We start from the raw sequence: 25015 nt of genomic DNA on the forward strand, positions 1-25015 counted from the left end.
CGTACCGGCACACGTCGGCAGAAGCAGAACCTGGCACACGTCGGCAGACGCCGGCAGACGCGGCGCACGTCGGCAGACGCCGGCACACGTCGACAGACGCCGGCAGACAGACCCCGGCGCATCTCGACCTCATCTCCGGCACGAGGAGGCTCACCGTGACCACCCCCCGACCGTCCCTGACCCTCTCCAGCACGGTGCTCGACGCCCCGGACGCGGCGGAGCTGGCGGACTTCTACCGCCGCCTCCTGGGGTGGGAGCCGGTGCAGGAGGAGCCGGACTGGGTGAAGCTGCTCCCGCCGGGCGGCGGCTCCGGCCTGGGCTTCCAGACGGAGAAGGCGTACGTGCCTCCGGTCTGGCCCGCGTCCCCCGGCGACCAGCTGATGATGCTGCACCTGGACTTCGAGGTGACGGACCTGGAGGCAGGCGTGGCCCACGCGGTGGCGGAGGGCGCGACACCCGCGGAATTCCAGCCGGAGCCCGACGTACGGGTGCTGTTCGACCCGGTGGGCCATCCGTTCTGCCTGTTCGTGAACGACCCGGCCCCGGGCCGGTCCTAAGCACGCGTCGTGGGCAGGGTGACTTCGAAGCGGCAGCCGCCCATCACATTGCGTACGGCGGCCCGGCCCTGGTGGGCTTCGACGATGCCCGCCACGATGGCCAGGCCGAGTCCCGCTCCCGCAGGCGGCGTACGGGCGTGGTTGCCGCGCCAGCCGGTGTCGAAGACGCGCGGCAGGTCCTCCTCGGGGATACCGCCGCAACTGTCGGTGACGGACAGGACGACACCGTCGTCGGTGCGTCGCGCGGCCACCGCGACAGTGCCGTCGGAGGGAGTGCGATGGATCGCGTTCACCAGGAGGTTGCCCAGAACGCGGCTCATCTCCTTGCTGTCGACCTCCACCGGCACACTGTCGACCGCCTCGCCGACCAGGCGTACTCCGTGCTCCCGGGCGAGCGGGTCGGCCCCGGCCATGGCGTCGGCGACCAGGTCGTAGACGGAGATCCGGGCGCGGCTCAGAGCGAGGGCGCCCGCGTGGATGCGGGACAGCTCGAAGAGGTCGCCGACCAGGGTGTCGAGGCGTTCGACCTCGGAGCGGATCTGGCGCAGATAGCGGTCGGGGTCGGCGGCCACACCGTCCTCGAGGGCCTCGGACATGGCGCGCAGACCCGCGAGCGGCGTACGCAGATCGTGCGAGATCCAGGCCACCAGCTCTCGCCGTGATGCCTCCAGGGCGCGTTCACGGTCCCTCGACTCCGCCAGCTTGGCGCTGCTGGACTCCAACTCCGCGCTCAGCGCCATCAGTTCCGCTGTCGCAGCCTGTGCGGGCGCGGCGAAGCTGCCGCCGTCGCCGAACGAGCGGGCCGCCTCGGTCAGGGCCAGGCTGCGGGCGACCACCCAGCGGCCGAGCAGCAGCGCGGTGGCCAGGGAGACGACGGCGGCCATCGCCACGACGATCACGATCACGTTCAGGTCGTGCGGCGACAGGAACATCTCCCAGGCCACGGCCAGGGTTCCGAGCAGCATCGCGAGGACCGCGACGGCAGCGACGACCGTGAGTGTGACCACGAGGGAACGGTGACGCAGCAGCCGGAGCGCCAGGGCGCCGAGCAGACCGGCCACCGCGGCGCCCAAGAAGGCCAGCAGGGCGATGATGAGTATGTCCAGCACGGGTCCGTCAGCCTTCGGTCGTCGTGGAGTGCCCCGGCCGGCCGGATCTGTGCCGCGCGACGCACGCCGGGGCCGCCGGTCCGTCGTCGGCGCGGGTGACCTCATGGCCGGCGCGGCCCGGGTGCCCCGCGACGGCCACGGCCACGGCCGGGCCGTCGTCCACGACGAGCACGCGGAGCCCGGCGTCCGGCGGTGGTGTCTGCATGGCCCCAGCCTCGCACCGGTCGGCGGCGTCCGGCCCTGGTCCAGCCGTCGACGTCCCGCTTTCGTAAGAACTCGAAGCCCCTTGTGCCCACTTCGCCTTCGTAGGGTGAATGCCACCATCGTGAAGGCGACCGGGAACCCGAGTCGGCGTACGAAGACCCTGGTGGGCCCTGTTCGGGCGCGTCCACTGGGTCCGGTGGCGCGCGGGCGTCCTTCCCGTACCGACGCACACCGGGTCACGGCTCGCACCCGACGACCGGCACCGACAGAGAGGCGAGACCATGACCACGCACGATCCGCGGCACGCGGACGCTCCGAAGCGACGGCGCTCGCGATCGCGCGGGCCGGTGCTCGCCGCCGCGCTGATCGCCGTCACGCTGGCCGTGGGTGTGGGTCTGTACTGGTTCCAGCCGTGGAAGCTGTGGCAGGACGAGACCGTACGCGAGGAACTGGCCGTCCCCACCGCCCCGCCGGAGACCGCGCCGCCTTCCCCCGGCGCCTCCCGGTCCACGGCGCCGCCGGGACCGGAGACGCTGGCGACGGGTGAGCTGATCAGCCACGAACACCGCACGAGGGGCACGGTCAAGGTGGTCCGCCTGCCCGACGGCTCGCGCACGCTGCGCCTGGAGGGCCTGGACACCAGCAACGGCCCGGATCTGCACGTCTGGATCACCGACGCTCCGGTCAAGGAAGGCAGGGAGGGCTGGAGCGTGTTCGACGACGGCGCTTACGAGAGTCTCGGCAAGCTCAAGGGCAACAAGGGCGACCAGAACTACGCCCTGCCGGCCGGCGTCGACCTCGACGAGTTCACCGGCGTGAGCATCTGGTGCGCCCGGTTCAGCGTCTCCTTCGGGGCGGCCGAACTCGCCCCCGCCTGACTCCGGCCTGCCGGGGCGGCCGAACTCGCCCCTGCCTGACCCCGGTCCGGCGGACGTCCGCCTGTCACGCCCGAGGGCGGCTCAGTCCCGGGTGTCGGCGCGTCGGACGGCGATGACGTTGTCGGTCACGGTCGCGGTCTCACCGCCGGGCCCGGTGGCGGTCCGCCGGGGCGCGTCGCACCGCTCGGTCCGCCATCCGTCGCCGAGCCGCAGGGACGCGAGCACGTCGTCGGGGGCGGGGAAGCGTACGTCCTCGTGGCCGTCCCGCCAGGACCAGGGGGCGAGCGAGGCGTGCTCGACCAGGACGAGCAGGCCGCCCGGGGCGACGGCCCCGGCGGCCCGCCGGAGTACCTGCTCGCGGGGGATCTCCACAGGGGTGTGGAAATAGCTGGCGGTCACCAGACCGAAGGTCCCGTCGGGGAAGGTCCGGGCCAGATCGTGCCGGCTCGGGTGGACACGTTCGGTCAGCCCGGCCGCGGCGGCCCCGGCGGCGACCCTGCCCAGGGCGGTGGACGAGACGTCGACGGCGGTGACGTCCCAGCCGAGCGAGGCGAGCCAGAGCGCGTCCCCGCCGTGCCCGCACCCCAGGTCCAGCGCCCGTCCGCCGCCGCCCGGCGCGGGGGCCAGGGAGGTGAGGACCTCGGCGAGGACGGCGTTGGGGCGGGTGCCCCACTGTGCGTCGACGCCGGCGTAGTGGTTCTCCCAGAAGGCGGCGGAGTCGGTGACGCCGGTGGTGTCGCTGCCCATGGCTGTTCCCTTCATGCCCGTGGAGGCCGCTCCGGACGAGCCGCCCCGCTGGACAGAAAGGTGCGCCGCGGCCTGCCACCCTTGCAAGCTCCCATGCCGTTTCGGCAACCTGGCAGGCATGGCAGCCGAAGAAGACGCGGTACGACAGACGCCCAAGGACACCGGCAAGGCCAAGGACGGCGTCCTGGCCGCGGTGGGCCCCCGCCTCCGCGACCTGCGGCGCAGGCACGGGATGACCCTCGCCGAGCTGGCCGAGCGGACCGGGATCAACGAGAGCACCCTGTCCCGTCTGGAGGGCGGCACGCGCAAGCCGACCCTGGAGTTGCTGCTGCCGCTGGCGGAGGTCCACGCGGTGCCGCTGGACGAACTGGTGGGCGCACCCCGCACCGGCGACCCGCGCATCCACCTCCGCCCGGTCACCCGTGACGGCCTCACCTACGTACCGCTCAGCCGCCCCGGCGGCGTCCAGGCCCACAAACTGCTGATCCCGCCGGGCCCGGACACCGAGCCGACCCTGCGGACCCACGAGGGCTTCGAGTGGCTGTACGTGCTGGCCGGGCGGCTGCGACTGATCCTGGGCGAACGGACGCTGGTCCTGAAGCCGGGCGAGGCGGCCGAGTTCGACACCCACGTGCCGCACTGGCTCGGCCCCGGCGACGACCGGACGGTGGAACTCCTGGTCCTCTTCGGCCACCAGGGCGAACGGGCCCACCTGAGGGCCCGCCAGGGGCCTTTGGGAGGATCAGCCGATGCGACCCACTGACGCGGCACCCGTCCACTACTCCCCCTCGACCTGGCAACAGCCCTGTCCGGCACCGGCGTCGGCCGATCGCAGCGCCTTGACGGAAGCACTCGCGGAACGCGTTCTGACCATCGGTCCGGGCCGCCTGCTCGTGGGCATCGACGGCTTCACCGCAGCGGGCAAGACGAGTTTCGGCCACGAACTGGCCGAGCGCATAGCGGAGTCGGGCCGCCCGGTGCTCCGGGCCACACTGGACGACTACAAGAACCCGTGGAAGGACCGCCACCTCTACGACCGGGAGTCGGGCGAGGGCTACTACCGCAACGCGTACGACTACCAAGCGGCCCGCCGCCTGCTGCTGGACCCCTGCCGGAACCCGGCGGCGGACTCCTGCACGCTGTGCTCCATCGACCCGCTGACGCAGAAGAGCCACGCGACGGAGACGGCCCCGCTCGACCCGGACTCGGTGCTGATCGTGGACGGAGTCTTCGCGTTCCGGCCCGAGATCGACACGTACTGGGACTTCCGCATCTGGATGGACGTGGACGCCGAACTCTCCGTTCGCCGGGGCGCGGAACGCGACCGGAACTGGGCCGGCTCGGATGCGGAGGCGATCCACCGCGACCGCTACCTGGTGGCGGAACGTCTCTACCTCAGGGAGGTCGACCCACTGCCGAAGATGGACGCGGTGGTGGACAACACGGACTTCGCGCGACCGCTGATCACGAACTGACCGCGCTGCTCTCCTTCGCGGGGTGATCGCGTCGGCCGGTGCGCGGGCTGGAGAATCCGGGTGCTCCGGCGCGAGGACCACGCTAGGCTCGACCGCATGAACGTCACCGGCCTCAGCACCACCGCGACCGCGCGAGCGACCAGCTCGCCGGTTGCCGCCGCCTGACCTTCACTCTCCCCCCGGCGACCGGAAACGGTCCGTCGGCAGTGCCGTGGCGCCCCTGGCCCCGGCCGGGTGACCGAACGGTCCCGTTCTCCGGTGCCTCCCCGCCTCAACGCGAAGGAGCCCCACCCATGCGTACGGACCAGCTGGTCAGCACGTTCGTCGAGTACTACGAGGAGCGCGGCCATCGCCGCATCACCGGCTCGACCCTGCTGCCGCCCGACGGCGACCCCGTACTCTTCACCACCTCCGGCATGCACCCGCTCACGCCGTACCTGGAGGGCCGCCCCCACCCGCTGGGCCGGCGACTGGTGAACGTACAGCGCTGTCTGCGCACCACGGACCTGGACGAGGTCGGGGACACCACACACCTGACGGTCTTCGAGATGCTCGGCACCTGGTCGCTGGGCGACTACGGGGGCCCGCTCAGTCTCGACTGGGGGTACGGGTTCCTCACCGAGGGCCTGGGCGTCGATCCCGGTCTGCTGCACGCCACCGCCTTCGCCGGTGACGGCCGAACCGGTCCGGACACCGCCTCCGTCGACCTGTGGCAGGGCCTCGGCGTCCCCGTGGAACTCACCGTGGAGGACAACTGGTGGCCGAACGGCTCGGCCGGCCCCTGCGGCCCCGACTCGGAGATCTTCCTGTGGACCGGCGAAGGCCCGCCTCGGTCGACGCCCACCCGCGACGACCGCTGGGTCGAGGTGTGGAACCACGTCACGATGACCCACCGCCGCCTCGGCGACGGCTCCCTCGTCCCGCTCCCCCAGCGCAACGTCGACACCGGCCTCGGCCTGGAGCGGCTGGCCTCCCTGCTCCAGGGCAAGCCGTCCGTCTTCGCCTGTGACCTCTTCTCCCCCTGGCGTCACCTGGTACCCGCCCTCTGGCCGCTGGACGAGCCGTCACTGCGCCTGGTCTGCGACCACCTCCGCTCGGCCGTCGTGGTGCTCGGCGACGGCGTACGCCCGGCCAACACGGGGCGCGGCTACGTGCTGCGCCGCCTGGTACGACGGGTACTCACCGTGCTGTGGCGCGATGATCCCTCGCGCTGCGTCGGCGACCTGCCGGAGGAACTGGTCGAGCACACCCTGGACCACTTCCGGCAGGACCTGCGCCCGGGCGACGTGCTCGGAATGCTCCTCGAAGAGGAACACCGGTTCCGCGGACTCCTGGAGCGCGGCCGGGGGGTGCTCGCCAAGCCCCGGTTCCAAGGCCCGCTGACCGAGGAGGACTTCCACTACCTCCACGACACCCATGGACTGCCCCGCGAGCTGGTCCTGAGCCTGCGCGAGGAGTGAGGGCGTGAAGCGGATCGCCCAACCCCGGCCGCGAGCTGCCCACCCGCAACACATCCCTGGTGGCTGAGAGAAGGCTACCTACCCGAGTAGCGCAATTTGCTACGGTCCGGCCATGACGTTGTCGGGGCATTCTGCGCGTGCTGTTGACCTGAGGGTTGAGCCGGTCGGTGACGTGCTCGACCACGTGGAGCGGTCCCTGCAGGTCCGGATTGATCGGGACGCGGTCATCCGGAAGCGGCGGTCCGTCGGAGGGCGCACGGACCGGAACACGTGGGTGCGGGTGGAGCGGCGATCGTTTCAACGGATCGCGGCCCAGGGCGGCAACGGGCCGGAGACAGCCGTAGTTCTGCGCGGGGTGGCCATGCCCCGATGGCACGCAGGGCTGACTTGGCGGGACACGCGGGAACCGGTCATGTGGCGGGCCGACGAGACAGAGTTCGTCGCCGGGGCTCCCGTCGGACAAGCGGCCTTGGTGGTCGAGGACCCTCAGCTGGCGGACACATGGTGGGGCGGCCTGAACGCGTCGCTGGACGCACTCGCTGCGCAGTCCACTCCTCGCATCGCGACACCGGACACCGAGTCGATCACGCAGGGCCTCGTGGAGGCGACCATCCGGCACGTCTTCCCTGAGGTCGCCGACCTCACCGTAGACGAGTGGACCACGGCCCATGCTGACTTGACCTGGGCCAACGTCATGGGCGGCCCCGAGTTCTGCATCATCGACTGGGAGGATTGGGGGACCGCGCCGAGAGGGCTGGACGCGGCGACCCTGTGGGGGAACGCTCTGGCCGTACCGGCTCTTGCGGATCGTGTATGGAACGAGCGGCGGCCGGACCTGGAAAGCAGGTCCGGCCGGCTGATGGCTCTCTTGATCTGCGCGAAGATCGTCGGTCCGTACGCGCACGAAGCCGACCCGCGGCTGGTGCCGGCCCGTGAGGAAGCCGTTCGGATCGTCGGCGAGCTTCATGCCTCCTGACGTGCTCGCATCAGTAGGCGGCGGTACTCGGCGACAGCCTCGGCGTTCACTCCGTGAGCGAGCGATCCGACCAACTCACTCAGATGCTCCGCGTTGTTGGAGCCAACCGCAACCCTGGCTGCTGCGGGTAGGTGGAAGGCAACGCGGAAGGCAGCCTGGGTCCTGCTGGCCCGTTCTGGAGCACGCAGGAACAATCGCGGATCGAATTTGGCCCACACCCGGTCGGCTGTGTTGCCTGCGAAGGGGCTCATGCCCCACACGGCTGAAGGGTCGACGCGTGAGGCGAACTGCTCACCCGCGTGGAGGACATCGGCACCGACCAGGAGCCCTGCCCGGAGCATGAGGGCATCTGGGCGAGGAAACTGCCGATGCGCCAGGTTGATCAGCGGCCGTGGATCCCATGATGAGATCCCCCAAGCCCCGCAGAGGCCACGCGCGGTGGCGTCCACAAGCACGGAGCAGGCATCGCCCAGGAGATTCAGCGCGGATTTCTCGGAGACCTCGGCGAGGCTGTGTTCCGGGTTGTGCAGGAAGACTAGGTCCGGTTCCCTGCCCAGCTCACGAACGGCGCTCTCCAAGGCGGCACGGAGGCGATCGGGGTCGAGCGAGTGCATCGAAGTCCCGCCGACGGAGAAGTAGCCGATCTTCGTGGATACCGAGAAGTTCGGAAGCAGGTCTCCGGCTACCTCGGCAAGGACCTTGTGAGACTGAAACCTGAGGTAGTTGGCGCTGGTGTCGATCGCCGTGACACCGAGGTCTACGGCCTTGGTCAGGATGGAGCGCTGGTGACGAGACCGGTGTAACCCGAGGACAATTCGGGGGTTAGCGGTGCACATATCTCCTCCTCCACCAGAATCGCTGCTACTTCAGCGACTTCGGCACCTCTCGAAGAGGCCGCTTGGTCCAGGTGAACGGGCTTGCCACTCAGCAAGAGACGCAGCGATGGAAGCGCCTGGGCGGTGAGGGTGAGTTTCTTTCCCGAGGTCAGGACATCGACTGTCCCTCCATTCTCCTGCACTCGGGGTGGAAACTGAGTGACGCACACCACGGCCTCCAGCGGGCCGAAGATATCGAGGAACGGCACGTGCCGTGAGGGCACCGTCTCCTGCTCGTACGCTGCCAGGAAGTCGCCCGGGAGTCGCTCGCCCATAAGCCCGGCTGCGGCGTCGACGAGGGCGCGGTCGCCGACCGTGCTGGAGCGGTCGAGATCGTGCCGGAAGATCTCCTGCTCGCGGGACCAGTCGGCGAGCCACGCGAGCCAGCTGGCTCCCGTGCGTTTGGTGATACCGAACGTCACATGAAGGCTCTTCCCCAAACCGCTGCCGGTACGAGTGGCCTGGTGCCAGTGTCCACGCGGGATGTGCATGACGTCGCCGGCCCTCATGGTGCCGGACCAAACGATGGACTCGCTCGGCGTAATGTTGGGGTCCGCGTCCCGGTACATCGGGGCTTTACGTGAAGTGCCGCGCACCTCCCAGTCCTTCTCCCCCGCGAGCTGGACGACCAGGACGTCATGGTCGTCCCAGTGCAGCGGGAATCCGGCGGCGTCATTAGTCGTGAGGTACGCGTTCACCTGTACCCGCTCGCGCGACCACCACTGGAGGGCCCTGCACGCCACCTCCATCGTCGGGTCGAAGACGTTGGCTTGGTCCAGGATGAGCGTCGCGCCTCCCTTGAGGAGAGACCCCAGGCTGCGCATGTTGACCATGGAAATGCTCTGGCCACGAGGGCTGACGCTGTCGGTGTAGTAGACGGCCGGGTGAACTTCCTCGCCCTGGCGGAAGCATCGGAGCTGGGGGCGGTTCAGGCTCCTGCGCATGGCGATGTCGAGTAGGCGGTTCGGGGTCATGATGCGGGAGGCGAGGGTTTGGTCGTCCACGTGCCCCCTCACGAAGCTGGTGCCGAGTTCCTCAGCTCCGTTCCACCCGAGAGCCTTCTCAAGGGCTTGGACCAGCCGGTGTTCCATCGCTGCCTCCTGATGTATTGGACTTCGTGGCGCAGACCATCGGCGGGGGCCGCCACAGCAAGCCATGCCGGCCCCCGCGTTCTTGCGGTGCTACTCGATGTCGTTCAGGTTTCCGTCGCCACCCGGCCACGGTGAATCTCCGGAGCTCCCCTGGTTATCCGATCGGAGGCTGTCGTACCGGTCGTGGACGGCGATTAGTTCCTCGACCGCCACCAGAAGGCCGCTTCTTTGCGGAGATGGTGAAGCGTTCTCTGCCATGCCGTGCTCCTTCCTTCTTCGAGTGCTCCTCCGGCCGGACGCGGGCGGAGGTCTCCTCAGCTCCCGTGAACGGGGAGTTGAGACAATCCGCCCGTGCCGGACAGCATCGACCGCAGGCGGAAACTCTGAGGTCATACGGAAGCGACAGCGTTCCTGCGCAGACCGTCCAAGATGCGCGCGAAGAGAGCAGCGTCCGGCTCCCGGGACTCGACTGCGACTTTCCCCTCCGATCGAGAATCGTCAGCCAACTCTTCCGACGACAGGAGCCACAACGCGACCCTGTGGGCGGTTGCCGGCCGCGTCACTTCTCAGCCTCGTCAGACTCGCTGCTCAGTTCCGCCCAGACGACCTTGGTCGCACGGTGGAGCCTGTACCCCCAGCGGTCGCTCAGGGCGTCGACCAACAACAGGCCACGGCCATTTCCGGCGTCACAAGTTGGAGAAGACATAGCCGGAACCGACCTGGACGTGTCCGCTACCGCAATCCGGACTGTGCAACCCCCGATGCGGGTGATGGTGACAGGCATCAGGCGGCATCGCGTGTGGGTAACGACATTGGCGACCAGCTCGGAGACGATCAACGCTCCCGAGTCCGTGCAGGCATGCAAACCCCAAACCTGCAGTGCTGTCGACACCAGCAGACGCGCTCGGCGGGCGGACTCGGGTCGACACAGAAGGGTCTCGCTGTAGCCAGGCGCACCGATCGCGCTCGATCGGGCGGCGGTCATCATCCTCACGACCTGTCTCCTTGGGAGATGGGCGACCCAGCCCTGACGGGGGACGCAGGGCTGGGCTCTCTCCAAGCCCCCGCGCGAGAGGCAACGGCGACCCGCGGGGCGACCGTTATTCAGTCAACGGCTTACGCAAGGCAAGAAGAGACTCCGTGAGGTGACCCCAAGATGGAGTCACCGAGCGATGGCTGCCCGTAGCATCGGACTGACGTCATGTAGGGGGACGGGCGATGGACCGCCAGGCAATGGACCCGCGCGAGGTCGTAGCGGGCCTGCTCGACGACGTGCGTCTGCTCACAGCTTGCGCGGACCGGGACATGGGCACGCTGTTCCGCCTCCTCAACCACCGCGGGGTCAGCACCCGACGGCTCGCCGCGGCGGCCGAGATCACTCAGGGGCGGCTCTACGACTACATGAACGGCAAGAGCCGGGTCGAGAAGCTCGTTCTGTTCGAGCAGATCGCGGATGCCCTCCATATTCCCGGTCATCTTCTGGGTCTTGCTCGCAGAGAGTGGGAGCCTGCAGCTGTTGGGACGCAGACGCTGCACGTCCAGGCCGCGCCTTCGAGCGCGGACTTGGACGCGATGAACGCTTTTCGTGCAGCTGACAGGCAAACAGGGGGAGGGCGGCTTTACCAGGCAGTGATACAGCACCTCGGCACGCACGTCGCACCACGTCTGGTCGCGGCGAACGGGGGCCCTCACGTCTTCGCCGCTGCAGCGGCCCTGACAGAAATGGCCGGGTGGATGGCTCACGACTCCGGCCAGGACGACCTGGCCAAACAGCACTTCTCCGGAGCGCTGCCGTTGGCACGCGCCTCGGGCGATCTTGCCCTGTCCGCCCATGTCGCCGCGAGCAATAGCCATCTCGCTCTCCAGGTCGGCGACGCGGCGCAGGCCGCGCACTGGGCTCAGACCGGCCTCGAACTCGTGGGACGAGGACCTTGCCTACCCACCCTTGCCGCTCGTCTGCACACCATGCATGCGCGTGCCCTCGCCGCAGCCTCCCAGCGCAGCGCGGCGCACCGCGCCTTGGAGCACGCCCGCAGCGCGCTCATGGCGCAGGCGGACGACGAGCACCCCTGGCTGAGCCCGTTCGACGAAGCAGCTCTGGCTAGTGAGTCAGCGCTCATCCTGAGTGACCTCGAGCAATACGAACAGGCTCTCTTACACGCGGAGAGCGCCGTACGGCTTCGCGAGGAGCGCCGGGCACGGTCCCTGGCTCTGAGCCGTATCACGCTGGCCAGGATTCACGTAACCCGCCGAAATCTCGATGCGGCCCTCCTCGTCGGCAACGACCTCCTCAGCACGAGTCCCACGCTGGGCTCCGTGCGTGTAGTGCGCCAGCTCGACTCACTGCGCCGTCTCCTGGTGCCTTACAGAGCACACGCACCGGTCCGCCAGCACCTGGAGCGATTCGACGACGCACGACGCGCAAGAATGTTGTTGCTGGCCGACATCATCCCGCCTGGGGGAGGTACCTAGAAGTGAGTCCAACACCTGGCCCCCGTAACGCCTGGAACGCATACCTCGCCGAAGGCAACGCCAAGCAGGCCCGCAAACGTGTCGCGGCAGACGTGCTCCTCCGAGATCCGTTTGGGCGCGTGCTGCTGGTGAACCCCACCTACAAGCCGGGTTGGGACCTGCCGGGAGGCATGGCCGAAGCGAACGAGCCGCCCGAAGAAGCAGCTCGGCGCGAGTTGCGAGAGGAGCTGGACCGCGACATTGATCTGCAGGGCCTCTTGGTCGTGGACTGGGTCGCCCCGCACGGTCCGTGGGACGACCAGATCGCCTTCATCTTCAACGGCGGCACTCTCAACGACGACGAGGCACTACGACCTCACGATCATGAACTTTCCGAAGCACGCTTCGTACCTCTGGAGGAGGCGCGCGGTCTGGTCAGTGAGCGAATGCGGCATCGATTGAACGCGGCAGTGGAGGCCCTGAGGGACAGCCGGCCGATATATCTGCGGGACGGCACCCGTTCCTGGTGAGTCGAGTTGGCCGAGGCGATTTCTTCGTAACACGATCCGAAACTCAGCACCCGAGACCCCAGAGTCAAGACCCGAGGTTCGGTAGAGCCCATCACTCGTTCGTGCGTACTCAAACCACGCCCCGTTCCGAAACCCGGGGTCCGAGTTTCGGGCTCCGGGATGCAGGACCCGGGGTTCGAGCTCCCTCTTTAACCGGTAGGTAGAGGAAGGGGGTTGGGAAAACCGCCCCCACCTCCCTACCCCGTAACGGTCAGCAAGTATGACTAATCGTGACAGCTTGCGGCACAGCGTCACGACTGCTTACGGTGCGAGAACCAAACGACCCCGACGCGGTGGTTGCACACCAGGCCGGGGTCTCACCGCAAGATCGATACCCTAGAAAGACGATCCCTTGGCTACCCAGCACCCTAGCTCCGCCCTGCACACTCCCGCACTCTCCGCCGCGTACCCGATGGCCAAGCCCGGCTACGGCAAACGCTCCGCACCGGGCCAACAAGCCCGCTCGCGCCACGACTTCGCACTCCTCCCGGCCCGCGAGCGGTACGTCGCCGGATTCGTCGACCACCTCCCCGAAGGCGCGGCGATGAGCGTGAAGACCCTGGCCAAGCAGCTCCCGCTCTACGGTCAGCAGGCCATCTCCACCGCCCTGACCAGCCTGTCCGTCGCCGGCCACCTGCGGCGCGTCCGATGCGCGGTCGGCGCGGGCGACGAGACCCGCTGGGCGTTCCGCACCTTCTGGTCCCGCACCGCCCGCGACAACGAATGGTGGAACACCTACCTCGCCACCGAGGACGCCGGGGCCGCCCGCCCCGCGCCCGGAGCGACGGCGGCCTCCTCCACCGCCACCCCTCCGCCTCCCTGGGTCCCGGCCGAGGACCCGCCCCCGCCCGCGATGCCGGGCGGGCCCCAGGGAGAAGCCGCCCCGGAATCGCAGCCGTCTCCCGGGGATGCCGCCCCCGGTCCCGCAGAGTCCGCGGAGGCCCCGGCCCACACCTCCGTACCGCACCAGCGCACCCCGGCCGAACCTCCGTACACGGCACCCGCGCCGGGCCCGGCCCAGAGCTCGGCTCCGCCGTCGGGCCCGACAGCTCCGACCGCACCCCACTCCCCTGCCTACCTCGCCCTGGCCCGACTCGGCCGCACGGACCAACGCCTGGCGTTGTCCGCCGACGACTGCACCGCCTTGGAAGCGGCGGCTGCGGCCTGGTTCGCCCGAGGCGTGGACGCGGACTACCTGACCGCCGCCCTCACCGCAGGGCTCCCCGAGCGCGTCGACTCCCCGGTCGGCTTCGTCCGCCGCCGCCTCACCGACAAGATCCCGCCCCGGCTGCCCGCCGAGCAGGCCCTGCCCGACGCACCCGCCCGCCGCGTCCTGGTGGAGTGCGCCGACTGCGGCACCCCCGGACGCCCGGAAGCCCTCCCCGACGGCCTCTGCCGCCCCTGCCGCGCCGCCCACCAATCCGGGGCGGCCCCTTCCCAGGTCGGCACCGCCGAGGCAGCGGCCGGCGCCCGCGACATCGGGGCATACGTGGCCGGCCTCCGTGACTTGCTCAAGGCCCCTTGAGAGCTCGTAACAGGGACTTGGTGAGACGCGGTCTACCCTTGCCGGGGTGTCGCCCCCCCGCTGTTACTGCTTCTTCGCACTCATCGGCGTCAGCCGCCGTCGTCTACGCGGCGCTCACGATTGAGTTGGCGTACGACGCGAGATCGTCGACGTAAACCTTCGGACGCCGTCTCCTGAGCATGTCCAAGAGAGGGAAGGGAGCTTCCTGGATGGCAATCAAAGACGAAGCAGTGAGAAGCGCCGAAGCGTTCCTACGGCAGGTCGCATACCCGGACCGAGCGGACTCCATCGTCATGCGCCCGGATACTGCTATTGAATTCACCTACGGCTGGACAGTCTGCTTCGATTTCAAGGAGCACATCGAAACAGGAGATTTCACTCAGGCCCCCTTCTCTGCCGTGATCGTGGTCCCGCACGACCGCTCCGCCGCGCACTTCGCCCCCGCTTTCCCGCCGGCAGAGGAATACATGGCCCTCCAATCCTCGGGCAACTGGCCCCCCAGGAAAGGGCAGTAGCATGCTCCGCCCCGACCAACATGCTCGCGGCCTCGGGCGTCGTCCCCAAGGACGGCAGCTCGCCCTTCCACCCCGCGCCGAGCGCGCCCTTCGCCGACCTGGAGCCCGCCGCGTCGTACGAGGCCGCTGTCGCCCGCAGTCAGAACCAGGGGCGCAGGATCAACGCGCGCGGAACCGTGGTGGCCATGCACTCGGCGATCAATGGCAGCCCCTCCGTACCGCTCGCCTGGCAGCCTTCGGACGAGGCGCCCGGCTGGTGGAGCAGGCTGACCCGCCGGTACTTCCCCGAGTTCGAGCGGGTGAGCGCGAACAGTTGGGACGAGGTCGTGAAGGCGGTCTCGGAGCCCGGGCCCGACACCCGGGGGCTGGTGTGGATTCGTCGTGAACTCGGCGGTCAGGAAGTCACGGGCAATCTGGTGTACGCGCACAACAACAAGGGGCAGGTCGTCTTCCTCGACAGCCTGACGTCGTCCCTCGCCCGGTTGGACACCGACCAGGTGCGCGAGTTGGTCCTCGTCCGTGCCCTGCCCGAGGCGCTGAGGGCTCCACGCCGGCCCTGGGAGCAGGAGGCTCACGACTTCGAGGCGGCGGTGACCAAGGCCCGGCTGTGGTTGGAGGACGCATACGGAGGCGAGGCCGAGCTGGTCGGGCCCACCACCGGCGACGAGACCCGGCGGGGCTGGGTCTTCTCCTGCGACACCCGGCGGCACCTGCGCGGGGGACGCTGGCAGGACACCATGCTCGACGCGACACTGGTCGTACCCAAGGACACCACCGAGCCGTTCGGTCTGCCGAATTCGGATCCCTGGGAGTGGCTGGCCCACTGGGATGCGGGAGGCGTCCCCGGCACCGGGAAGTTCCCGACTCCACCCCCGCCCGGCCGTGCCGACTGGTTCGACTCGACCCTCGCCCACCTCGGCCCCGTCCTGTCGACCTCGGACCATCAGGTCTGGTCTTCGGCGGTCGACGAACTGTCGTCCTTCCCTGCCGGGTCACGGGCCCTGATCTGGATCCGTCGCACGGACGGCCGGGGCCGCGAGGCCGTGGGATGGCTGGTCAACGGAGTCACCACAGCGACCGGGGTACTGCTCCTCGACGGTTCCGTCCGAGGAACCCGTGTCGTTCGACCCGACCGGAGTCCACGCGTTGCACGTGATCCGGTACCGCTGAGCCCGCAGCCGCTCCAGGTGGGGCCGGCCCTCTCCGGAGCCCGCTCCACCTGCCGCTGTCCGAGGCCCTCCCCCCGACCGGCTCTGCCACGCTGTATCGAGCCGTGCCGTCAGTGGCCTTTATGTCGCTCCACGTCGAAGCGACACAGGACCCGTACCAGACGCCACACGCCGACCGCCCCTCCGGCCAGGGCTCCCCCCGTCCGTACCCCTTTGGTCGCCGCGTCGGAGAAGTCAAGAACAAGAGTGAGGGTCAGCGCGACGGCGAAGACCACCGCGGCGAGGGCAGCAGCGGTCACCAGGGCAAAGGCGATCTCTACCGTCATCGCATCCTTCTCCCACCGCGACTCGCGCCCCATATCCATGCCGGAAGTCTCGCAGCGCGGTCAAGCCCGTCCGGGGAAGGGCGGCCGCAGACCGCGCCGAAGTACCTGGCTTCGACGGTGGCGCGTCCGGACCGGGCGCGGGCGAGCAGGCGGGGCGAAGCCGTACGTGTCACCCTCGGTCCATCGCCTCCCCGGGCCCGGTCCGGACGGGCTCAGAGCCGCTTGAGTCCGACGTACTGGAGGGCCGCGAAGCCGCCGACGGTCAGGCTCTGCAGCACGATCCAGACCGTGCCGAAGCCGGTCGGGGAGAGTACACCGGAGACCACTGTCACCAGGCTGAGCACAACCCACAGCAGGTTCGCCACGATGACCGCCGTCAGGCCCGTGCGACTGATCTCCTTCCGCGTCCCGACGGCGAGCACTCCCAGCGCGTAGAGAAGCAGGAAGACCCCGACCGGGTACTGGACTGCCGTCGTGATGCCGAAGAAGGAGTCGAGGACCGTGGCGAGCGCCAGGTACGCGATGCCGTTGAGGCCGGTGACCACCGCGTCCAGCTTGAGCGCCAGCCTCGCGAACCCGTCGGATCCCGTCGCCCTCGGGTAGGAGGTAACCCCGTCGTACTGCGTCGAAGTCATGGTCGTCTTCCTCTCGTGCTCCGCGGAGTTGCCCGGATGGAAGTGGCCCCTCCCTGGGGCCTCCGAACAGTGCTGAAGGTAGGCGGCCCCACGGAGGGCCTCAATTACCTCCGAGGTCATCAACCCCTCGCATCCAGCGGCGCGCCCTCACGGTCGGGGGTGGCGGTCCCGCGCTCCCCCGAGGGCGCTGCCGGGCCCGGCGCCCCGTATTCCGGCGAGCCCGAGCATCATGAAGTGCGGGGCGTTGCCCCCGGATTTCCGACGCCCGCGATATTGGCGACCATCTTGCGCAGTACCTTGAGCGCGGCCACGTACTCCTCGTCGCTGATGCCCTGGTGGACTTCGGCGCGTACCTCGGTCGCCAGCTCACGCAGCCGCACTCGGGCGGCCTCCCCGGCATCCGTCAGGTGCAGCCGCTGCCCGTCATCGGTCCTGAGCCACTCGCGGTGCAGCAGCTGGTCCACGACCCTGGCGATCTCGTGCGGCCCGTCGGCGAGGTGCGTCAGCCCATCGACGACCTCATCGCGGCTCGGCCCGGCGGGGCCGCCGCCGTTCACGCTGTTGAGTACCCAGTACTGCGGCTGCGTGACGTCGATCCTGGCCATCGCGTCACGCAGATGCCCCGTGACGGTCGCGTGGGCCAGGGCGCTCCAGTAGCCGATCGGCTGAGTGGCCAGCATGTCATCGGTGGCGGCCGGGTTCGCCGGCGCCTGGTCGGTGGTGTTTCCGGTCCTTGATCCCATGATCGCGACGCTACGTTTCCCCGGCGCGCCGAACAATCGGAATGCGGCGTTCATTTGCGAGGGGTCGTGAAGTGCGCCGGGATCGCGGCATTCGTGGAATTCCGGGTCGGCCACGGACATTGGTCGTCTCATGACCCAGAGACCAGCGCCTCGCCCGCTGTCCGACGAAGTCCTTTCCCGCCTGCTCGGCGAGCAGCAGTTCGGCACGCTCGCCACGGTCCCAGCACCACGGTTCCCGGCGATGCGGTCGGGCGGGAACCGCTCGGACTGATTCCGCCGGCCGCGAAGCCGGAGAATGCGGATGCTTTTCTGGAGGAGCTGGTCGCCGAGCGCCGCATGGTCATCCGGTTGAAGGTGGACCGTCTGTACGGAACAGGGCTCGATATCAACGGTTGGAGCCATGCGGGACCGGGACCGGTGCCGGTGCCGGTGCCGGTGCCGGTGCCGGTCGTGCGGTCATAGCCACGAGCGATGACATGGGCGCGGCCACCGCCGATCATCGGTCTGCTGGGACGGACGATCGGGCGTGTGGCCGCGGAACAGAACACGGGAGCCCCCGCGCGGTGCCGCCCCGCGACGGCGGGGCGGGGCGTCAGCCCTGGGCGGTGCCGTCACCCGACTGCGCGGTGTCGTCGCCCGTCTGACCGGTGCCCTCGGCCGTGCCGGTCTTCTCGCGCATCTTGCGCACCAGCTCCGCCTTCTGGTCGGCGGCGCTCCGGCGGTCGAGATTGCGGTGCGGGCCGTTGTTCTGCCGTTCGGCGCGGGACAGCTTCTTGCGCTGGCCGCCACCCTGGCCCACGGGGTTGTTGATGTTCTTGCTCACGGTCACGGGTTCTCCCGGTTGCGATGTGAAGTGATCTACGGATTCACCGGTGGGGGACGGGCGGCGACGTCGGCAGGACGTCAGCGGCGGCCCATCACGCGCTCACTCGTAAATCGGCGTCTGGAATGACAAAGACGTTACCCGGTTCCGGCGGCCCCCGCACACCACGCGTTTCGCCGGGTACGGCATCGGCCGAGCCTGCGGTGAGAGCCCGGGGTCAGTCGTTATGGCCGCTTCAGGTGAGTAGCCGTACTCAGGAGGGTGGCTGCCCGTCCGTCGCACCATGATGTACATGCCGAAGTGGTTCCTGGATCTTGGACTGGCTGTCCTGTTGTCGGGGGTCGTGGCGGGGGCGCTGATTGTCTTCTGGTTCGTCGAAGGCCTGAAACAGTGGGCCACCAAGGGAGGAACGGTTCCGGGCCGTACGCGCCGCCTCATCCTCGCACTGAGCCTGGGGGCGGCTTCCTCAGCCTTGATCAGCTATGGCCTGTCCGAGGTTGATCTGCCGGTGGCCCACGCGTCCCAGGCGGTCCTGGCAGTGCTCTGCGCGGTGCTTGTGGTCCTGGTTGCGGGTGACGAGGGCTACGAGCGGATCGCCACGCACCGGCGCCGGCGTCGCCTTCGCCGTGAACGTCTTCGGCGGCACGTCGCGCAGCCCCCGGGACGCTCCCTCAGGTGCCGCCGCGACCGATGAGTTCCGCTCCCGCGTGCGGTCAGCATCGATGGAAGCAGCCGCACCAAGGCAACCGCACGGACAGGAGCAGCACATGGGTCAGCTGGTCGTGGTCAACTTCGTCTCGTTGGACGGCGTCATGCAGTCGGTCCTCTCGGCCGACGAGGACCGGGACGGTGGGTTCGATCAGGGCGGCTGGGTGCTGCCGTACGTCGACGAGGTGGTCGAGCGGTACATGAGCGAGGCCACGGCCGCTGCCGGTGCTCTGCTCCTGGGGCGCAGGACGTACGAGATCTTCGCCGCCACCTGGCCGTACGCCGACCTGAACGACCCCGCTGTGGCCGCGATGAACGCGATGCCCAAGTACGTCGCGTCCCGCACGCTGAAGGAGCTGGGCTGGGCAAACTCCATCCTCCTCGGGGCCGACCCGGTGGCGGAGATCAGCCGGATCACGGCCGCGTCCAGGAGCGAGACGGTGGTGCTGGGCAGTGGAGAGCTGCTCGCGACCCTGATCGAGCACGACCTCGTCGACGAGTACCGGCTGCTCGTCTTCCCTCTCCTCCTGGGCGGTGGGAAGCGGCTCTTCGCCGATGGCAGGAGCCCTCGTCACCTGACGCTCACCGCGACGCGGCCGACACCGTCCGGCGTCCTGATCAACACCTATCGCCGCGCCGCCGAAAGGTGAGGGCCTCATCTGCGGCGGCGAACGCACCGCTGCTCGCGCAAACGCGGAACGGGCGCAGGTCGGTGGCGTTCCGCGGGAAGATCAGGAAGGCTGGGGCGCATGGTTTCGGTGGTGCAGAACGTGGCGATCGACTGTGCGGATGCCTACGGGCTGGCCCGGTTCTGGAGCGGTGTGACAGGTCGTCCGCTGCACCCGGAGGACAGGCCTGGTGTCCGGGAGGCCCAGGTGCTTCTGGCGGAGGGCCCGGTGCTGCACTTCAATCAGGTGCCCGAGGCCAAGACGGTCAAGAACCGGCTCCATCTGTGCCTGCGCCCGGAGACCTCGCGCGATCAGGAGGTGGGCCGGCTACTGGAGCTGGGCGCCACGTTCGTCGGCGATCACCACAATCCCGATGGTTCGGGCTGGGCGATCCTCGCCGATCCCGAAGGCAACGAGTTCTGCGTCCTGCGGAGTGAGTCCGACCGGGCCCGCATGGCTTCCTGACGCTCACGCCGTCCGGGACGGATGACGCCCGGGCCTCCTCGTCGGCGACGATGGCCGGATGTATCAGGAACACAAAGACGTGAGTGCGGCGATCGACGGCGAGTTGCGGCTGATGGACCCCGCCGTCCGTCTCTCCCGGTCCCTCACCGAGACACTGCTCGACCCGGAGTTCGTCGAGATCGGGGCTTCCGGAAGGCGGTGGACGTACGAGGAGATGCTTATCGCCCTCCCCGGCCTGGACGGCGGAGGCGCGGACAGCCCGCGCTACGAGCCCTCCGGTATGACCGGAGCGGTTCTGGGGCCCGGGCTGGTGCACCTCACGTACGAGACCGTCATCGGCGGCGTCCGGGCCCGCCGGAGTTCGCTGTGGCGCAGGCGGGCCGGGGAGACGTCGTGGCGGATGTACTACCACCAGGCGACGCCCGTTCCGGCCGGTGAGGGCCCGGGGACCGCGCCCCGGCCGGCCCCGCCTGACGCCGGCCCCACCTGAAACCGCCTGAAACCGCCTGACGCCGGTCCCGACGGTCCCATACCTCGCCCGTATCGCGCGGCCCTGACGGCCCCGTCCCGCGCGACGCCGAACGAGTGGACTTCGCAGGGCGCGGCTGGGATGCGGTACGGAGTCCGGGGGCCGGGTGGTGTCGTTGCCGTCACTCCGCTCCCCTCCCTCCCCCCCGGTCCGGAAGAGGCCCCTGTGCGACGCTCCCCCACCCGACGCCTGTACGCCGCGATGCTCCTCGCGGCGTCCGTACTGGCCCCGATGGCCGTGACTCCCGCCCCGGCGGTCCACGCCGCGGGCCTCGACCGGCACGATCAGCACCACCACCACGGGAACGACCTGTTCAGCAGACACGACCGGGACGACTGTCCGCCCGGCGGTCTCGGCCCCGAGCTGACCGCCAAGCTGGACAAGGCCATCGCGGACGTCCGCGAGCAGGCCGGTATTCCCGGTGTCGTCGTCGGGCTGTGGATGCCGGGGAAGGGCAGCTACGTCCACGCCGACGGTGTCGCCAACACGGTCACGGGCGAGCCGATGTCGGCCGACACCCGGATCCGGATCGGCAGTGAGACCAAGACGTTCACGGTCACCGCGCTGCTCCAACTCGTCGACGACAAGCTCGTCGAGCTGGACGACCCGATCTCCCGTTACGTCCCCGGCGTGCGCAACGGCGACCGGATCACGCTGCGCCAGCTCGCCGGGATGCGCAGCGGCCTGTTCCCGTACACGGCTGACGCGGACTTCGTGCACGACCTGCTGAGCGATCCGTACCGCTCGTTCACCCCGCGGGGCGTGCTCGCGTACGGCATGAAGCACAAGAACACCTTCGAGCCGGGTGCGGAGTTCCAGTACTCCAACTCCAACCTCGTCCTGCTCGGCCTGGTGATCGAGAAGGTCACGGGTCAGCAGCTCCGCCAGGTCATCCACGAGCGGGTACTCCGCCCCGCCCACCTGCACGACACGCTCTTCCCGACCGGGGCCGAGTTCCCCGAGCCGCACGCCCGCGGCTACACCGACCAGACGCTGAGCGGCGAGACCGAGGACGCCACGGACTGGAACCCCTCGTGGGCGTGGGCGGCCGGCGCGATGATCTCCGATCTGCACGACCTGCGCCGCTGGGCCAAGGTCGCGGCCACCGGGGAGCTGCTGAGCCCCGCGACCCAGGCACAGCGGCTCAAGACCTTGCCGACCGGGTTCCCGGGACTCAGCTACGGCCTCGGCATCTTCGACGCCGACGGGTGGATCGGGCACAACGGTTCACTGCCGGGGTACGAGACGGTGACCGTCTACCTGCCCGCGCAGAAGGCCACCATGGTCATCATGATCAACACGGACTCCCTCGGTGATGGTCAGGAGCCGTCCACCCTGCTCGCCCGAGCGGTCACGCGGATCGCCACCCCGGACCACGTCTACGACGGCAGTGCCTCCCAGGAGCCCCAGGAGCCGGCCACTCCGGCCACTTCCTGAGGACACCCCGGCGGCCACCTCCTGAGGCCCCCCGGCCGCTCCCTGAAGCCGTCCCGGCCCTCCATCAGGGCTCTCACCCCAGTCCCTCCTCCACCAGCGCCGCCCACTGCGCCACCACCCGTGCCCGCCGGGCGGCGTCGTCGGTGAGGAGGTTGGCGAGGCCGAGGCCGCGGGCCATGTCCAGGAGGCCCTGGACCGTTTCGCGCGCTCCGGGGCGGGATTCGTCGGCGCCCAGGAGTTCGACGGCGATCCGGTGCGTCTCCCGGCCCACCCGCGCCTCCAGTTCCGTCACGCGCGGCCGGAGCTGGGCCTCGTTGGAGGCGGCGACCCAGAGCTGGAGCGCGGCCCGGAAGAGGGGGCCGGTGTAGAGGTCGACCAGGGCCGCGACCACCTCGGCGCGGCCCTGGACGGGGAGCGTGCGCAGGGCGGCGGAGCGTTCCTCGGCGACGTACTCCACCGCCCCCGTGAACAGGTCCTCGCGGGTCGGGAAGTGGTGCTGGGCCGCGCCGCGCGAGACGCCGGCCCGCTCGGCGACGACGGAGACGGTGGAGCCCGCCCAGCCGTGTTCGGCGAGGCAGGCCACCGCCGCCTCCAGGAGCCGCTGCCGCGTCGCCCGGCTGCGGTCCTGCTTCGGCGCGTGAGCAGCCTTGGACGTGGAAGAGGAGGTCACCGCACCCATGCCGGGTCCCGTCGTTCGAGGAAGGCCGTCATCCCCTCCCTCGCCTCGTCGGAGGCGAACAACGCGGCGGATCGGGCGACGAGGTCTTCGGCGTACTGGTCGAAGCTCCTCAGCACGGTAGCCGTGACCAGCTCCTTCGATGCGGCCAGCCCCTGCGGCGAGGCCCTGCGCAGGCCGTCCAGGACGGGGACGAGTGCCTGGTCGACGTCCTCGGCGGCCACCGTGACCAGCGAGATCCTGGCCGCCTCCGCCGCGTCGAAGCGCTCCCCGGTGAGGTAGTAGCGGTTTGCCGCCGTGCGGTCCAGGCGCGGCAGCAGGGTCAGGGAGATGACCGCCGGGGCAAGCCCGAGGCGGGACTCCGTGAGGGCGAAGGTGGAGGCCGGGCCCGCCACCGCGATGTCGCACGCCGCCAGCAGGCCCAGGCCGCCCGCCCGGACATGGCCCGTCACCCGGGCCACGACCGGTTTGCGCAGCGCCACGATCTCCCGCATCAGGCCCACGAACGCACCCGGGTCCGGCGGCTCCTTCAGGTCCGCCCCGGCGCAGAACGTCGTGCCGGTGTGGGAGAGCAGCACGGCCCGTACGGTGTCGTCGGACCCGCAGTCCTCCAGGGCCTCCCGCACTTCGGCCACCAGCGCCGCCGAGAGCGCGTTGCGGTTGGCCGGGGAGTTGAGCGTCAGGGTCGCGACGCCCCGCTCCCCCGTCCGTACGATCAGGGTCACTGTTCCTCCGCTGTTCCCGAATGATCCGTCTTCTCCCGGTCGCGCAGCTCGCGCCGGAGGATCTTGCCGGACGCCGCCCGGGGCACCGCCTCGACGAACTCTGCCTGCCGCACCTTCTTGTACGGGGCGACGCGTTCGGCGACGTACGCCAGGACGTCCTGCACCGTCAGGCCGTCCGCCGCCGGGCCCCGGACCAGGAACGCCTTCGGGACCTCGTTGCCGTCCGCGTCGTACACCCCGATCACCGCCGCGTCCGCGAGGTGCTCGTGGGTGAGGAGCAGGGCCTCCAGCTCGGCGGGGGCCACCTGGTAGCCCTTGTACTTGATCAGCTCCTTGACCCGGTCGACGACGAACAGCCAGCCGTCCACGTCGACCCGCCCGACGTCGCCGGTGTGCACCCAGCCGTCCACGTCGATCACGGCGGCGGTGGCGTCGGGGCGGCCCAGGTAGCCCTTCATCACCTGGGGGCCGCGGATGAGGATCTCGCCCTCCGCCCCCTCCTCCGCGTCCCGCGCCGGGTCCGCCAACGACACGATCCGCATCTCGGTGCCCGGCAGCAGCTTGCCGACCGTGCCCGGCGGCGGCCGCTCGGCGGAGAGCGGCACCACGTGCGTCCCCGGCGACAGCTCCGTCATCCCGTACGCCTGCCGCACCGGCGGCACCCCCAGGCGGGCCGAGCAGGCGGCGGCCAGGTCGGCGTCGAGGGGGGCGGCGGCGCTGACGACGTACTGGACCGAGGAGAGGTCGTACTCCGCCACCAGCGGGTGTTTCGCCAGGGCCAGCACGATCGGCGGGGCCACGTACAGGCCGGTGATCCGGTGCGTCTGAATGGCCTCCAGGAACTGCGCCAGGTCGAAGCGGGGCAGGACGACGACGGTGGAGCCGCAGCGGAGCGGGACGTTCATGAGGGCGGTGAGGCCGTAGATGTGGAAGAAGGGGAGGACGGCCAGGACGCGGTCGCCCTGGCCCATCGGGATGAACGGTCTCAGCTGCTCCAGGTTGGTCGCGATCGAGCGGTGCGTGAGCATCACGCCCTTGGGCGTGCCCGTCGTGCCGGAGCTGTACGGGAGCGCCGCGACGTCCTCGCCGGGGTCGATGGCGATCGTAGGCACGGGGGCGGTGGAGGACAGCATGTCCAGGATGGAGGGGTGGCCCTCCGCCCGGTCGCAGACGTAGATCTCCTGGACCCCACCCGTCAGTTCGGCCGCGCGGCGAGCGGTCGCCAGGAGCGGGGAGACCGTCACGATCCACTTCGCCCCGCTGTCCGCGAGCTGTCTGGCGAACTCCTCGGGTGTGGCCAGCGAGTGCACGGCGGTGACGGAGGCCCCGGCGCGGGTGGCCCCGTGGAAGACCGCCGGGTAGGCGATGGTGTTCGGGCTGTGGAGGGCGAGGACGTCGCCCTTGCGGAGACCGGCCTCGGCGAGCGCGGCGGCGATGCGCCGGTGGAAGGCGTCGAGCTGGGCGTACGTGAGGGAGGCGCCGTTCGTTCCGTCGATCAGGGCGACGGTGTCACCGAACCCGGCGGCCCCGCCGAGGACCGCGTCGTGGATGGGCGTGTCGAGGGCCGGTACGTCTGCGTACTCGCTGCGGAACACCATGGCGGTCCCCTGTCGTCGCGGTCTCCCGCGCCGCCCGGGAGGGGCGGCGCGGGACGCCGTGCGGGTGTGGAGGGTCGGAAT

At 69.9% G+C, this 25015-nt stretch carries 28 protein-coding genes and 2 pseudogenes; 17 read left to right on the plus strand and 13 right to left on the minus strand.

All coding sequences use genetic code 11. The features are described 5' to 3' along the window. Positions 1–155: 155 nt before the first annotated feature. Positions 156–557 (plus strand): VOC family protein, encoded by a 402-nt coding sequence (locus AC3CH1_RS10720; RefSeq protein WP_488462677.1) that lies wholly within the window; start codon positions 156–158, stop codon positions 555–557. Here AC3CH1_RS10720 and AC3CH1_RS10725 read toward each other — a convergent pair. Beyond that, on the minus strand, positions 554–1666 hold the full coding sequence (locus AC3CH1_RS10725; RefSeq protein ID WP_488462678.1) for a sensor histidine kinase: 1113 nt from the start codon (positions 1664–1666) through the stop codon (positions 554–556). The genes AC3CH1_RS10720 and AC3CH1_RS10725 overlap by 4 nt on opposite strands. A gap of 7 nt (positions 1667–1673) precedes the next feature. Then, entirely contained in the window at positions 1674–1871 is a 198-nt protein-coding gene (locus AC3CH1_RS10730) for a hypothetical protein (protein WP_488462679.1), read from the minus strand. Between the two features lie 280 nt (positions 1872–2151). Between AC3CH1_RS10730 and AC3CH1_RS10735 the strand changes: the two genes are divergently transcribed. Next, entirely contained in the window at positions 2152–2748 is a 597-nt protein-coding gene (locus AC3CH1_RS10735; protein ID WP_488462680.1) for a DM13 domain-containing protein, read from the plus strand. Positions 2749–2829: 81 nt separating this feature from the next. Here AC3CH1_RS10735 and AC3CH1_RS10740 read toward each other — a convergent pair whose 3' ends face one another. Then, complete coding sequence (locus tag AC3CH1_RS10740) at positions 2830–3495, minus strand: class I SAM-dependent methyltransferase (protein WP_488462681.1); 666 nt, start codon at positions 3493–3495, stop codon at positions 2830–2832. A gap of 118 nt (positions 3496–3613) precedes the next feature. Between AC3CH1_RS10740 and AC3CH1_RS10745 the strand changes: the two genes are divergently transcribed. From AC3CH1_RS10745 to AC3CH1_RS10760, 4 genes are all read left to right on the plus strand, one after another. Then, positions 3614–4258, plus strand: a complete 645-nt coding sequence (locus tag AC3CH1_RS10745) for a helix-turn-helix domain-containing protein (protein ID WP_488462682.1) — start codon at positions 3614–3616, stop codon at positions 4256–4258. Positions 4259–4334: 76 nt separating this feature from the next. Beyond that, positions 4335–4970, plus strand: a complete 636-nt coding sequence (locus tag AC3CH1_RS10750) for a nucleoside/nucleotide kinase family protein (RefSeq protein ID WP_488462683.1) — start codon at positions 4335–4337, stop codon at positions 4968–4970. A gap of 293 nt (positions 4971–5263) precedes the next feature. Beyond that, a complete protein-coding gene (locus tag AC3CH1_RS10755) occupies positions 5264–6430 on the plus strand; it encodes an alanine--tRNA ligase-related protein (RefSeq protein WP_488462684.1) in 1167 nt (388 codons plus the stop codon). A 112-nt stretch (positions 6431–6542) separates the two neighbouring features. After that, on the plus strand, positions 6543–7406 hold the full coding sequence (locus AC3CH1_RS10760) for a hypothetical protein (protein WP_488462685.1): 864 nt from the start codon (positions 6543–6545) through the stop codon (positions 7404–7406). Here AC3CH1_RS10760 and AC3CH1_RS10765 read toward each other — a convergent pair. From AC3CH1_RS10765 to AC3CH1_RS10775, 3 genes are all read right to left on the minus strand, one after another. Then, a complete protein-coding gene (locus tag AC3CH1_RS10765) occupies positions 7394–8242 on the minus strand; it encodes an aldo/keto reductase (RefSeq protein WP_488462686.1) in 849 nt (282 codons plus the stop codon). The genes AC3CH1_RS10760 and AC3CH1_RS10765 overlap by 13 nt on opposite strands. Continuing rightward, positions 8176–9372, minus strand: coding sequence for a JmjC domain-containing protein (locus tag AC3CH1_RS10770; RefSeq protein ID WP_488462687.1), 1197 nt, complete (start codon positions 9370–9372; stop codon positions 8176–8178). Before AC3CH1_RS10770 ends, AC3CH1_RS10765 begins: the two co-directional genes overlap by 67 nt. Before the next feature lie 559 nt (positions 9373–9931). Next, positions 9932–10360: an ATP-binding protein gene (locus AC3CH1_RS10775; protein ID WP_488463468.1), complete on the minus strand. Its 429-nt coding sequence runs from the start codon at positions 10358–10360 to the stop codon at positions 9932–9934. A gap of 230 nt (positions 10361–10590) precedes the next feature. Between AC3CH1_RS10775 and AC3CH1_RS10780 the strand changes: the two genes are divergently transcribed. The 5 genes and pseudogenes from AC3CH1_RS10780 to AC3CH1_RS10800 all read left to right on the plus strand — a co-directional run. Then, entirely contained in the window at positions 10591–11844 is a 1254-nt protein-coding gene (locus AC3CH1_RS10780; RefSeq protein WP_488462688.1) for a helix-turn-helix domain-containing protein, read from the plus strand. A gap of 2 nt (positions 11845–11846) precedes the next feature. Beyond that, positions 11847–12353, plus strand: a complete 507-nt coding sequence (locus tag AC3CH1_RS10785; RefSeq protein ID WP_488462689.1) for an NUDIX domain-containing protein — start codon at positions 11847–11849, stop codon at positions 12351–12353. Between the two features lie 391 nt (positions 12354–12744). Then, positions 12745–13917: a MarR family transcriptional regulator gene (locus tag AC3CH1_RS10790; RefSeq protein ID WP_488462690.1), complete on the plus strand. Its 1173-nt coding sequence runs from the start codon at positions 12745–12747 to the stop codon at positions 13915–13917. 209 nt (positions 13918–14126) lie between these two features. Beyond that, complete coding sequence (locus tag AC3CH1_RS10795) at positions 14127–14432, plus strand: YrhB domain-containing protein (protein ID WP_488462691.1); 306 nt, start codon at positions 14127–14129, stop codon at positions 14430–14432. 185 nt (positions 14433–14617) lie between these two features. Then, positions 14618–15253, plus strand: a pseudogene (locus tag AC3CH1_RS10800) (YrhB domain-containing protein); the annotation flags it as partial. A 458-nt stretch (positions 15254–15711) separates the two neighbouring features. On the opposite strand, the gene AC3CH1_RS10805 reads toward AC3CH1_RS10800, so the two are convergent. From AC3CH1_RS10805 to AC3CH1_RS10815, 3 genes are all read right to left on the minus strand, one after another. Beyond that, positions 15712–15966: a DUF6332 family protein gene (locus tag AC3CH1_RS10805; RefSeq protein WP_488462692.1), complete on the minus strand. Its 255-nt coding sequence runs from the start codon at positions 15964–15966 to the stop codon at positions 15712–15714. A gap of 173 nt (positions 15967–16139) precedes the next feature. Next, a complete protein-coding gene (locus AC3CH1_RS10810; RefSeq protein ID WP_488462693.1) occupies positions 16140–16562 on the minus strand; it encodes a hypothetical protein in 423 nt (140 codons plus the stop codon). Positions 16563–16789: 227 nt separating this feature from the next. After that, positions 16790–17305, minus strand: a complete 516-nt coding sequence (locus AC3CH1_RS10815; RefSeq protein WP_488463469.1) for a MarR family winged helix-turn-helix transcriptional regulator — start codon at positions 17303–17305, stop codon at positions 16790–16792. Positions 17306–17435: 130 nt separating this feature from the next. Between AC3CH1_RS10815 and AC3CH1_RS10820 the strand changes: the two are divergent. Beyond that, positions 17436–17767, plus strand: a pseudogene (locus AC3CH1_RS10820) (hypothetical protein). 130 nt (positions 17768–17897) lie between these two features. On the opposite strand, the gene AC3CH1_RS10825 reads toward AC3CH1_RS10820, so the two are convergent. After that, positions 17898–18134: a DUF6243 family protein gene (locus AC3CH1_RS10825; protein ID WP_488462694.1), complete on the minus strand. Its 237-nt coding sequence runs from the start codon at positions 18132–18134 to the stop codon at positions 17898–17900. Between the two features lie 286 nt (positions 18135–18420). Here AC3CH1_RS10825 and AC3CH1_RS10830 point away from each other — a divergent pair, with 286 nt between their 5' ends. The 5 genes from AC3CH1_RS10830 to AC3CH1_RS10850 all read left to right on the plus strand — a co-directional run bounded on the left by AC3CH1_RS10830 (position 18421) and on the right by AC3CH1_RS10850 (position 21935). Beyond that, positions 18421–18822, plus strand: coding sequence for a hypothetical protein (locus tag AC3CH1_RS10830; protein WP_488462695.1), 402 nt, complete (start codon positions 18421–18423; stop codon positions 18820–18822). 73 nt (positions 18823–18895) lie between these two features. Beyond that, a complete protein-coding gene (locus tag AC3CH1_RS10835; protein WP_488462696.1) occupies positions 18896–19486 on the plus strand; it encodes a dihydrofolate reductase family protein in 591 nt (196 codons plus the stop codon). Between the two features lie 99 nt (positions 19487–19585). Next, on the plus strand, positions 19586–19969 hold the full coding sequence (locus AC3CH1_RS10840; protein ID WP_488462697.1) for a VOC family protein: 384 nt from the start codon (positions 19586–19588) through the stop codon (positions 19967–19969). A gap of 58 nt (positions 19970–20027) precedes the next feature. Beyond that, positions 20028–20459, plus strand: coding sequence for a nuclear transport factor 2 family protein (locus AC3CH1_RS10845; RefSeq protein ID WP_488462698.1), 432 nt, complete (start codon positions 20028–20030; stop codon positions 20457–20459). A 204-nt stretch (positions 20460–20663) separates the two neighbouring features. Beyond that, the gene (locus tag AC3CH1_RS10850; RefSeq protein ID WP_488462699.1) at positions 20664–21935 is read left to right on the plus strand and encodes a serine hydrolase domain-containing protein; all 1272 of its coding nucleotides are present in this window, start codon (positions 20664–20666) and stop codon (positions 21933–21935) included. A 73-nt stretch (positions 21936–22008) separates the two neighbouring features. Here the strand turns inward: AC3CH1_RS10850 and AC3CH1_RS10855 are convergent, their stop codons facing one another. Genes AC3CH1_RS10855 through AC3CH1_RS10865 form a run of 3 tightly spaced genes read right to left on the minus strand, consistent with a single transcriptional unit; the run spans position 22009 to position 24934 of the window. After that, positions 22009–22614 carry a TetR/AcrR family transcriptional regulator gene (locus AC3CH1_RS10855; RefSeq protein WP_488462700.1) on the minus strand — a complete coding sequence of 202 codons (606 nt, stop codon included), beginning with the start codon at positions 22612–22614 and terminating at the stop codon, positions 22009–22011. Continuing rightward, positions 22602–23336 carry an enoyl-CoA hydratase family protein gene (locus AC3CH1_RS10860; RefSeq protein ID WP_488462701.1) on the minus strand — a complete coding sequence of 245 codons (735 nt, stop codon included), beginning with the start codon at positions 23334–23336 and terminating at the stop codon, positions 22602–22604. The genes AC3CH1_RS10855 and AC3CH1_RS10860 overlap by 13 nt, the downstream gene beginning before the upstream one ends. Further along, positions 23333–24934, minus strand: coding sequence for an AMP-binding protein (locus tag AC3CH1_RS10865; RefSeq protein WP_488462702.1), 1602 nt, complete (start codon positions 24932–24934; stop codon positions 23333–23335). Before AC3CH1_RS10865 ends, AC3CH1_RS10860 begins: the two co-directional genes overlap by 4 nt. Between the last annotated feature and the right edge of the window lie 81 nt (positions 24935–25015).

The sequence above is a fragment of the Streptomyces sp. MGP-P1 genome (assembly GCF_057766565.1).

Coding starts and splice junctions, on each gene's coding strand:
- AC3CH1_RS10730 (WP_488462679.1), bottom strand. CDS start 1,871: ATGCAGACACCACCGCCGGACGCCGGGCTCCGCGTGCTCGTCGTGGAC.
- AC3CH1_RS10735 (WP_488462680.1), top strand. CDS start 2,152: ATGACCACGCACGATCCGCGGCACGCGGACGCTCCGAAGCGACGGCGC.
- AC3CH1_RS10740 (WP_488462681.1), bottom strand. CDS start 3,495: ATGGGCAGCGACACCACCGGCGTCACCGACTCCGCCGCCTTCTGGGAG.
- AC3CH1_RS10745 (WP_488462682.1), top strand. CDS start 3,614: ATGGCAGCCGAAGAAGACGCGGTACGACAGACGCCCAAGGACACCGGC.
- AC3CH1_RS10755 (WP_488462684.1), top strand. CDS start 5,264: ATGCGTACGGACCAGCTGGTCAGCACGTTCGTCGAGTACTACGAGGAG.
- AC3CH1_RS10760 (WP_488462685.1), top strand. CDS start 6,543: ATGACGTTGTCGGGGCATTCTGCGCGTGCTGTTGACCTGAGGGTTGAG.
- AC3CH1_RS10765 (WP_488462686.1), bottom strand. CDS start 8,242: ATGTGCACCGCTAACCCCCGAATTGTCCTCGGGTTACACCGGTCTCGT.
- AC3CH1_RS10770 (WP_488462687.1), bottom strand. CDS start 9,372: ATGGAACACCGGCTGGTCCAAGCCCTTGAGAAGGCTCTCGGGTGGAAC.
- AC3CH1_RS10775 (WP_488463468.1), bottom strand. CDS start 10,360: ATGATGACCGCCGCCCGATCGAGCGCGATCGGTGCGCCTGGCTACAGC.
- AC3CH1_RS10780 (WP_488462688.1), top strand. CDS start 10,591: ATGGACCGCCAGGCAATGGACCCGCGCGAGGTCGTAGCGGGCCTGCTC.
- AC3CH1_RS10795 (WP_488462691.1), top strand. CDS start 14,127: ATGGCAATCAAAGACGAAGCAGTGAGAAGCGCCGAAGCGTTCCTACGG.
- AC3CH1_RS10805 (WP_488462692.1), bottom strand. CDS start 15,966: ATGGATATGGGGCGCGAGTCGCGGTGGGAGAAGGATGCGATGACGGTA.
- AC3CH1_RS10810 (WP_488462693.1), bottom strand. CDS start 16,562: ATGACTTCGACGCAGTACGACGGGGTTACCTCCTACCCGAGGGCGACG.
- AC3CH1_RS10815 (WP_488463469.1), bottom strand. CDS start 17,305: ATGGGATCAAGGACCGGAAACACCACCGACCAGGCGCCGGCGAACCCG.
- AC3CH1_RS10830 (WP_488462695.1), top strand. CDS start 18,421: ATGCCGAAGTGGTTCCTGGATCTTGGACTGGCTGTCCTGTTGTCGGGG.
- AC3CH1_RS10835 (WP_488462696.1), top strand. CDS start 18,896: ATGGGTCAGCTGGTCGTGGTCAACTTCGTCTCGTTGGACGGCGTCATG.
- AC3CH1_RS10840 (WP_488462697.1), top strand. CDS start 19,586: ATGGTTTCGGTGGTGCAGAACGTGGCGATCGACTGTGCGGATGCCTAC.
- AC3CH1_RS10845 (WP_488462698.1), top strand. CDS start 20,028: ATGTATCAGGAACACAAAGACGTGAGTGCGGCGATCGACGGCGAGTTG.
- AC3CH1_RS10855 (WP_488462700.1), bottom strand. CDS start 22,614: ATGGGTGCGGTGACCTCCTCTTCCACGTCCAAGGCTGCTCACGCGCCG.
- AC3CH1_RS10865 (WP_488462702.1), bottom strand. CDS start 24,934: ATGGTGTTCCGCAGCGAGTACGCAGACGTACCGGCCCTCGACACGCCC.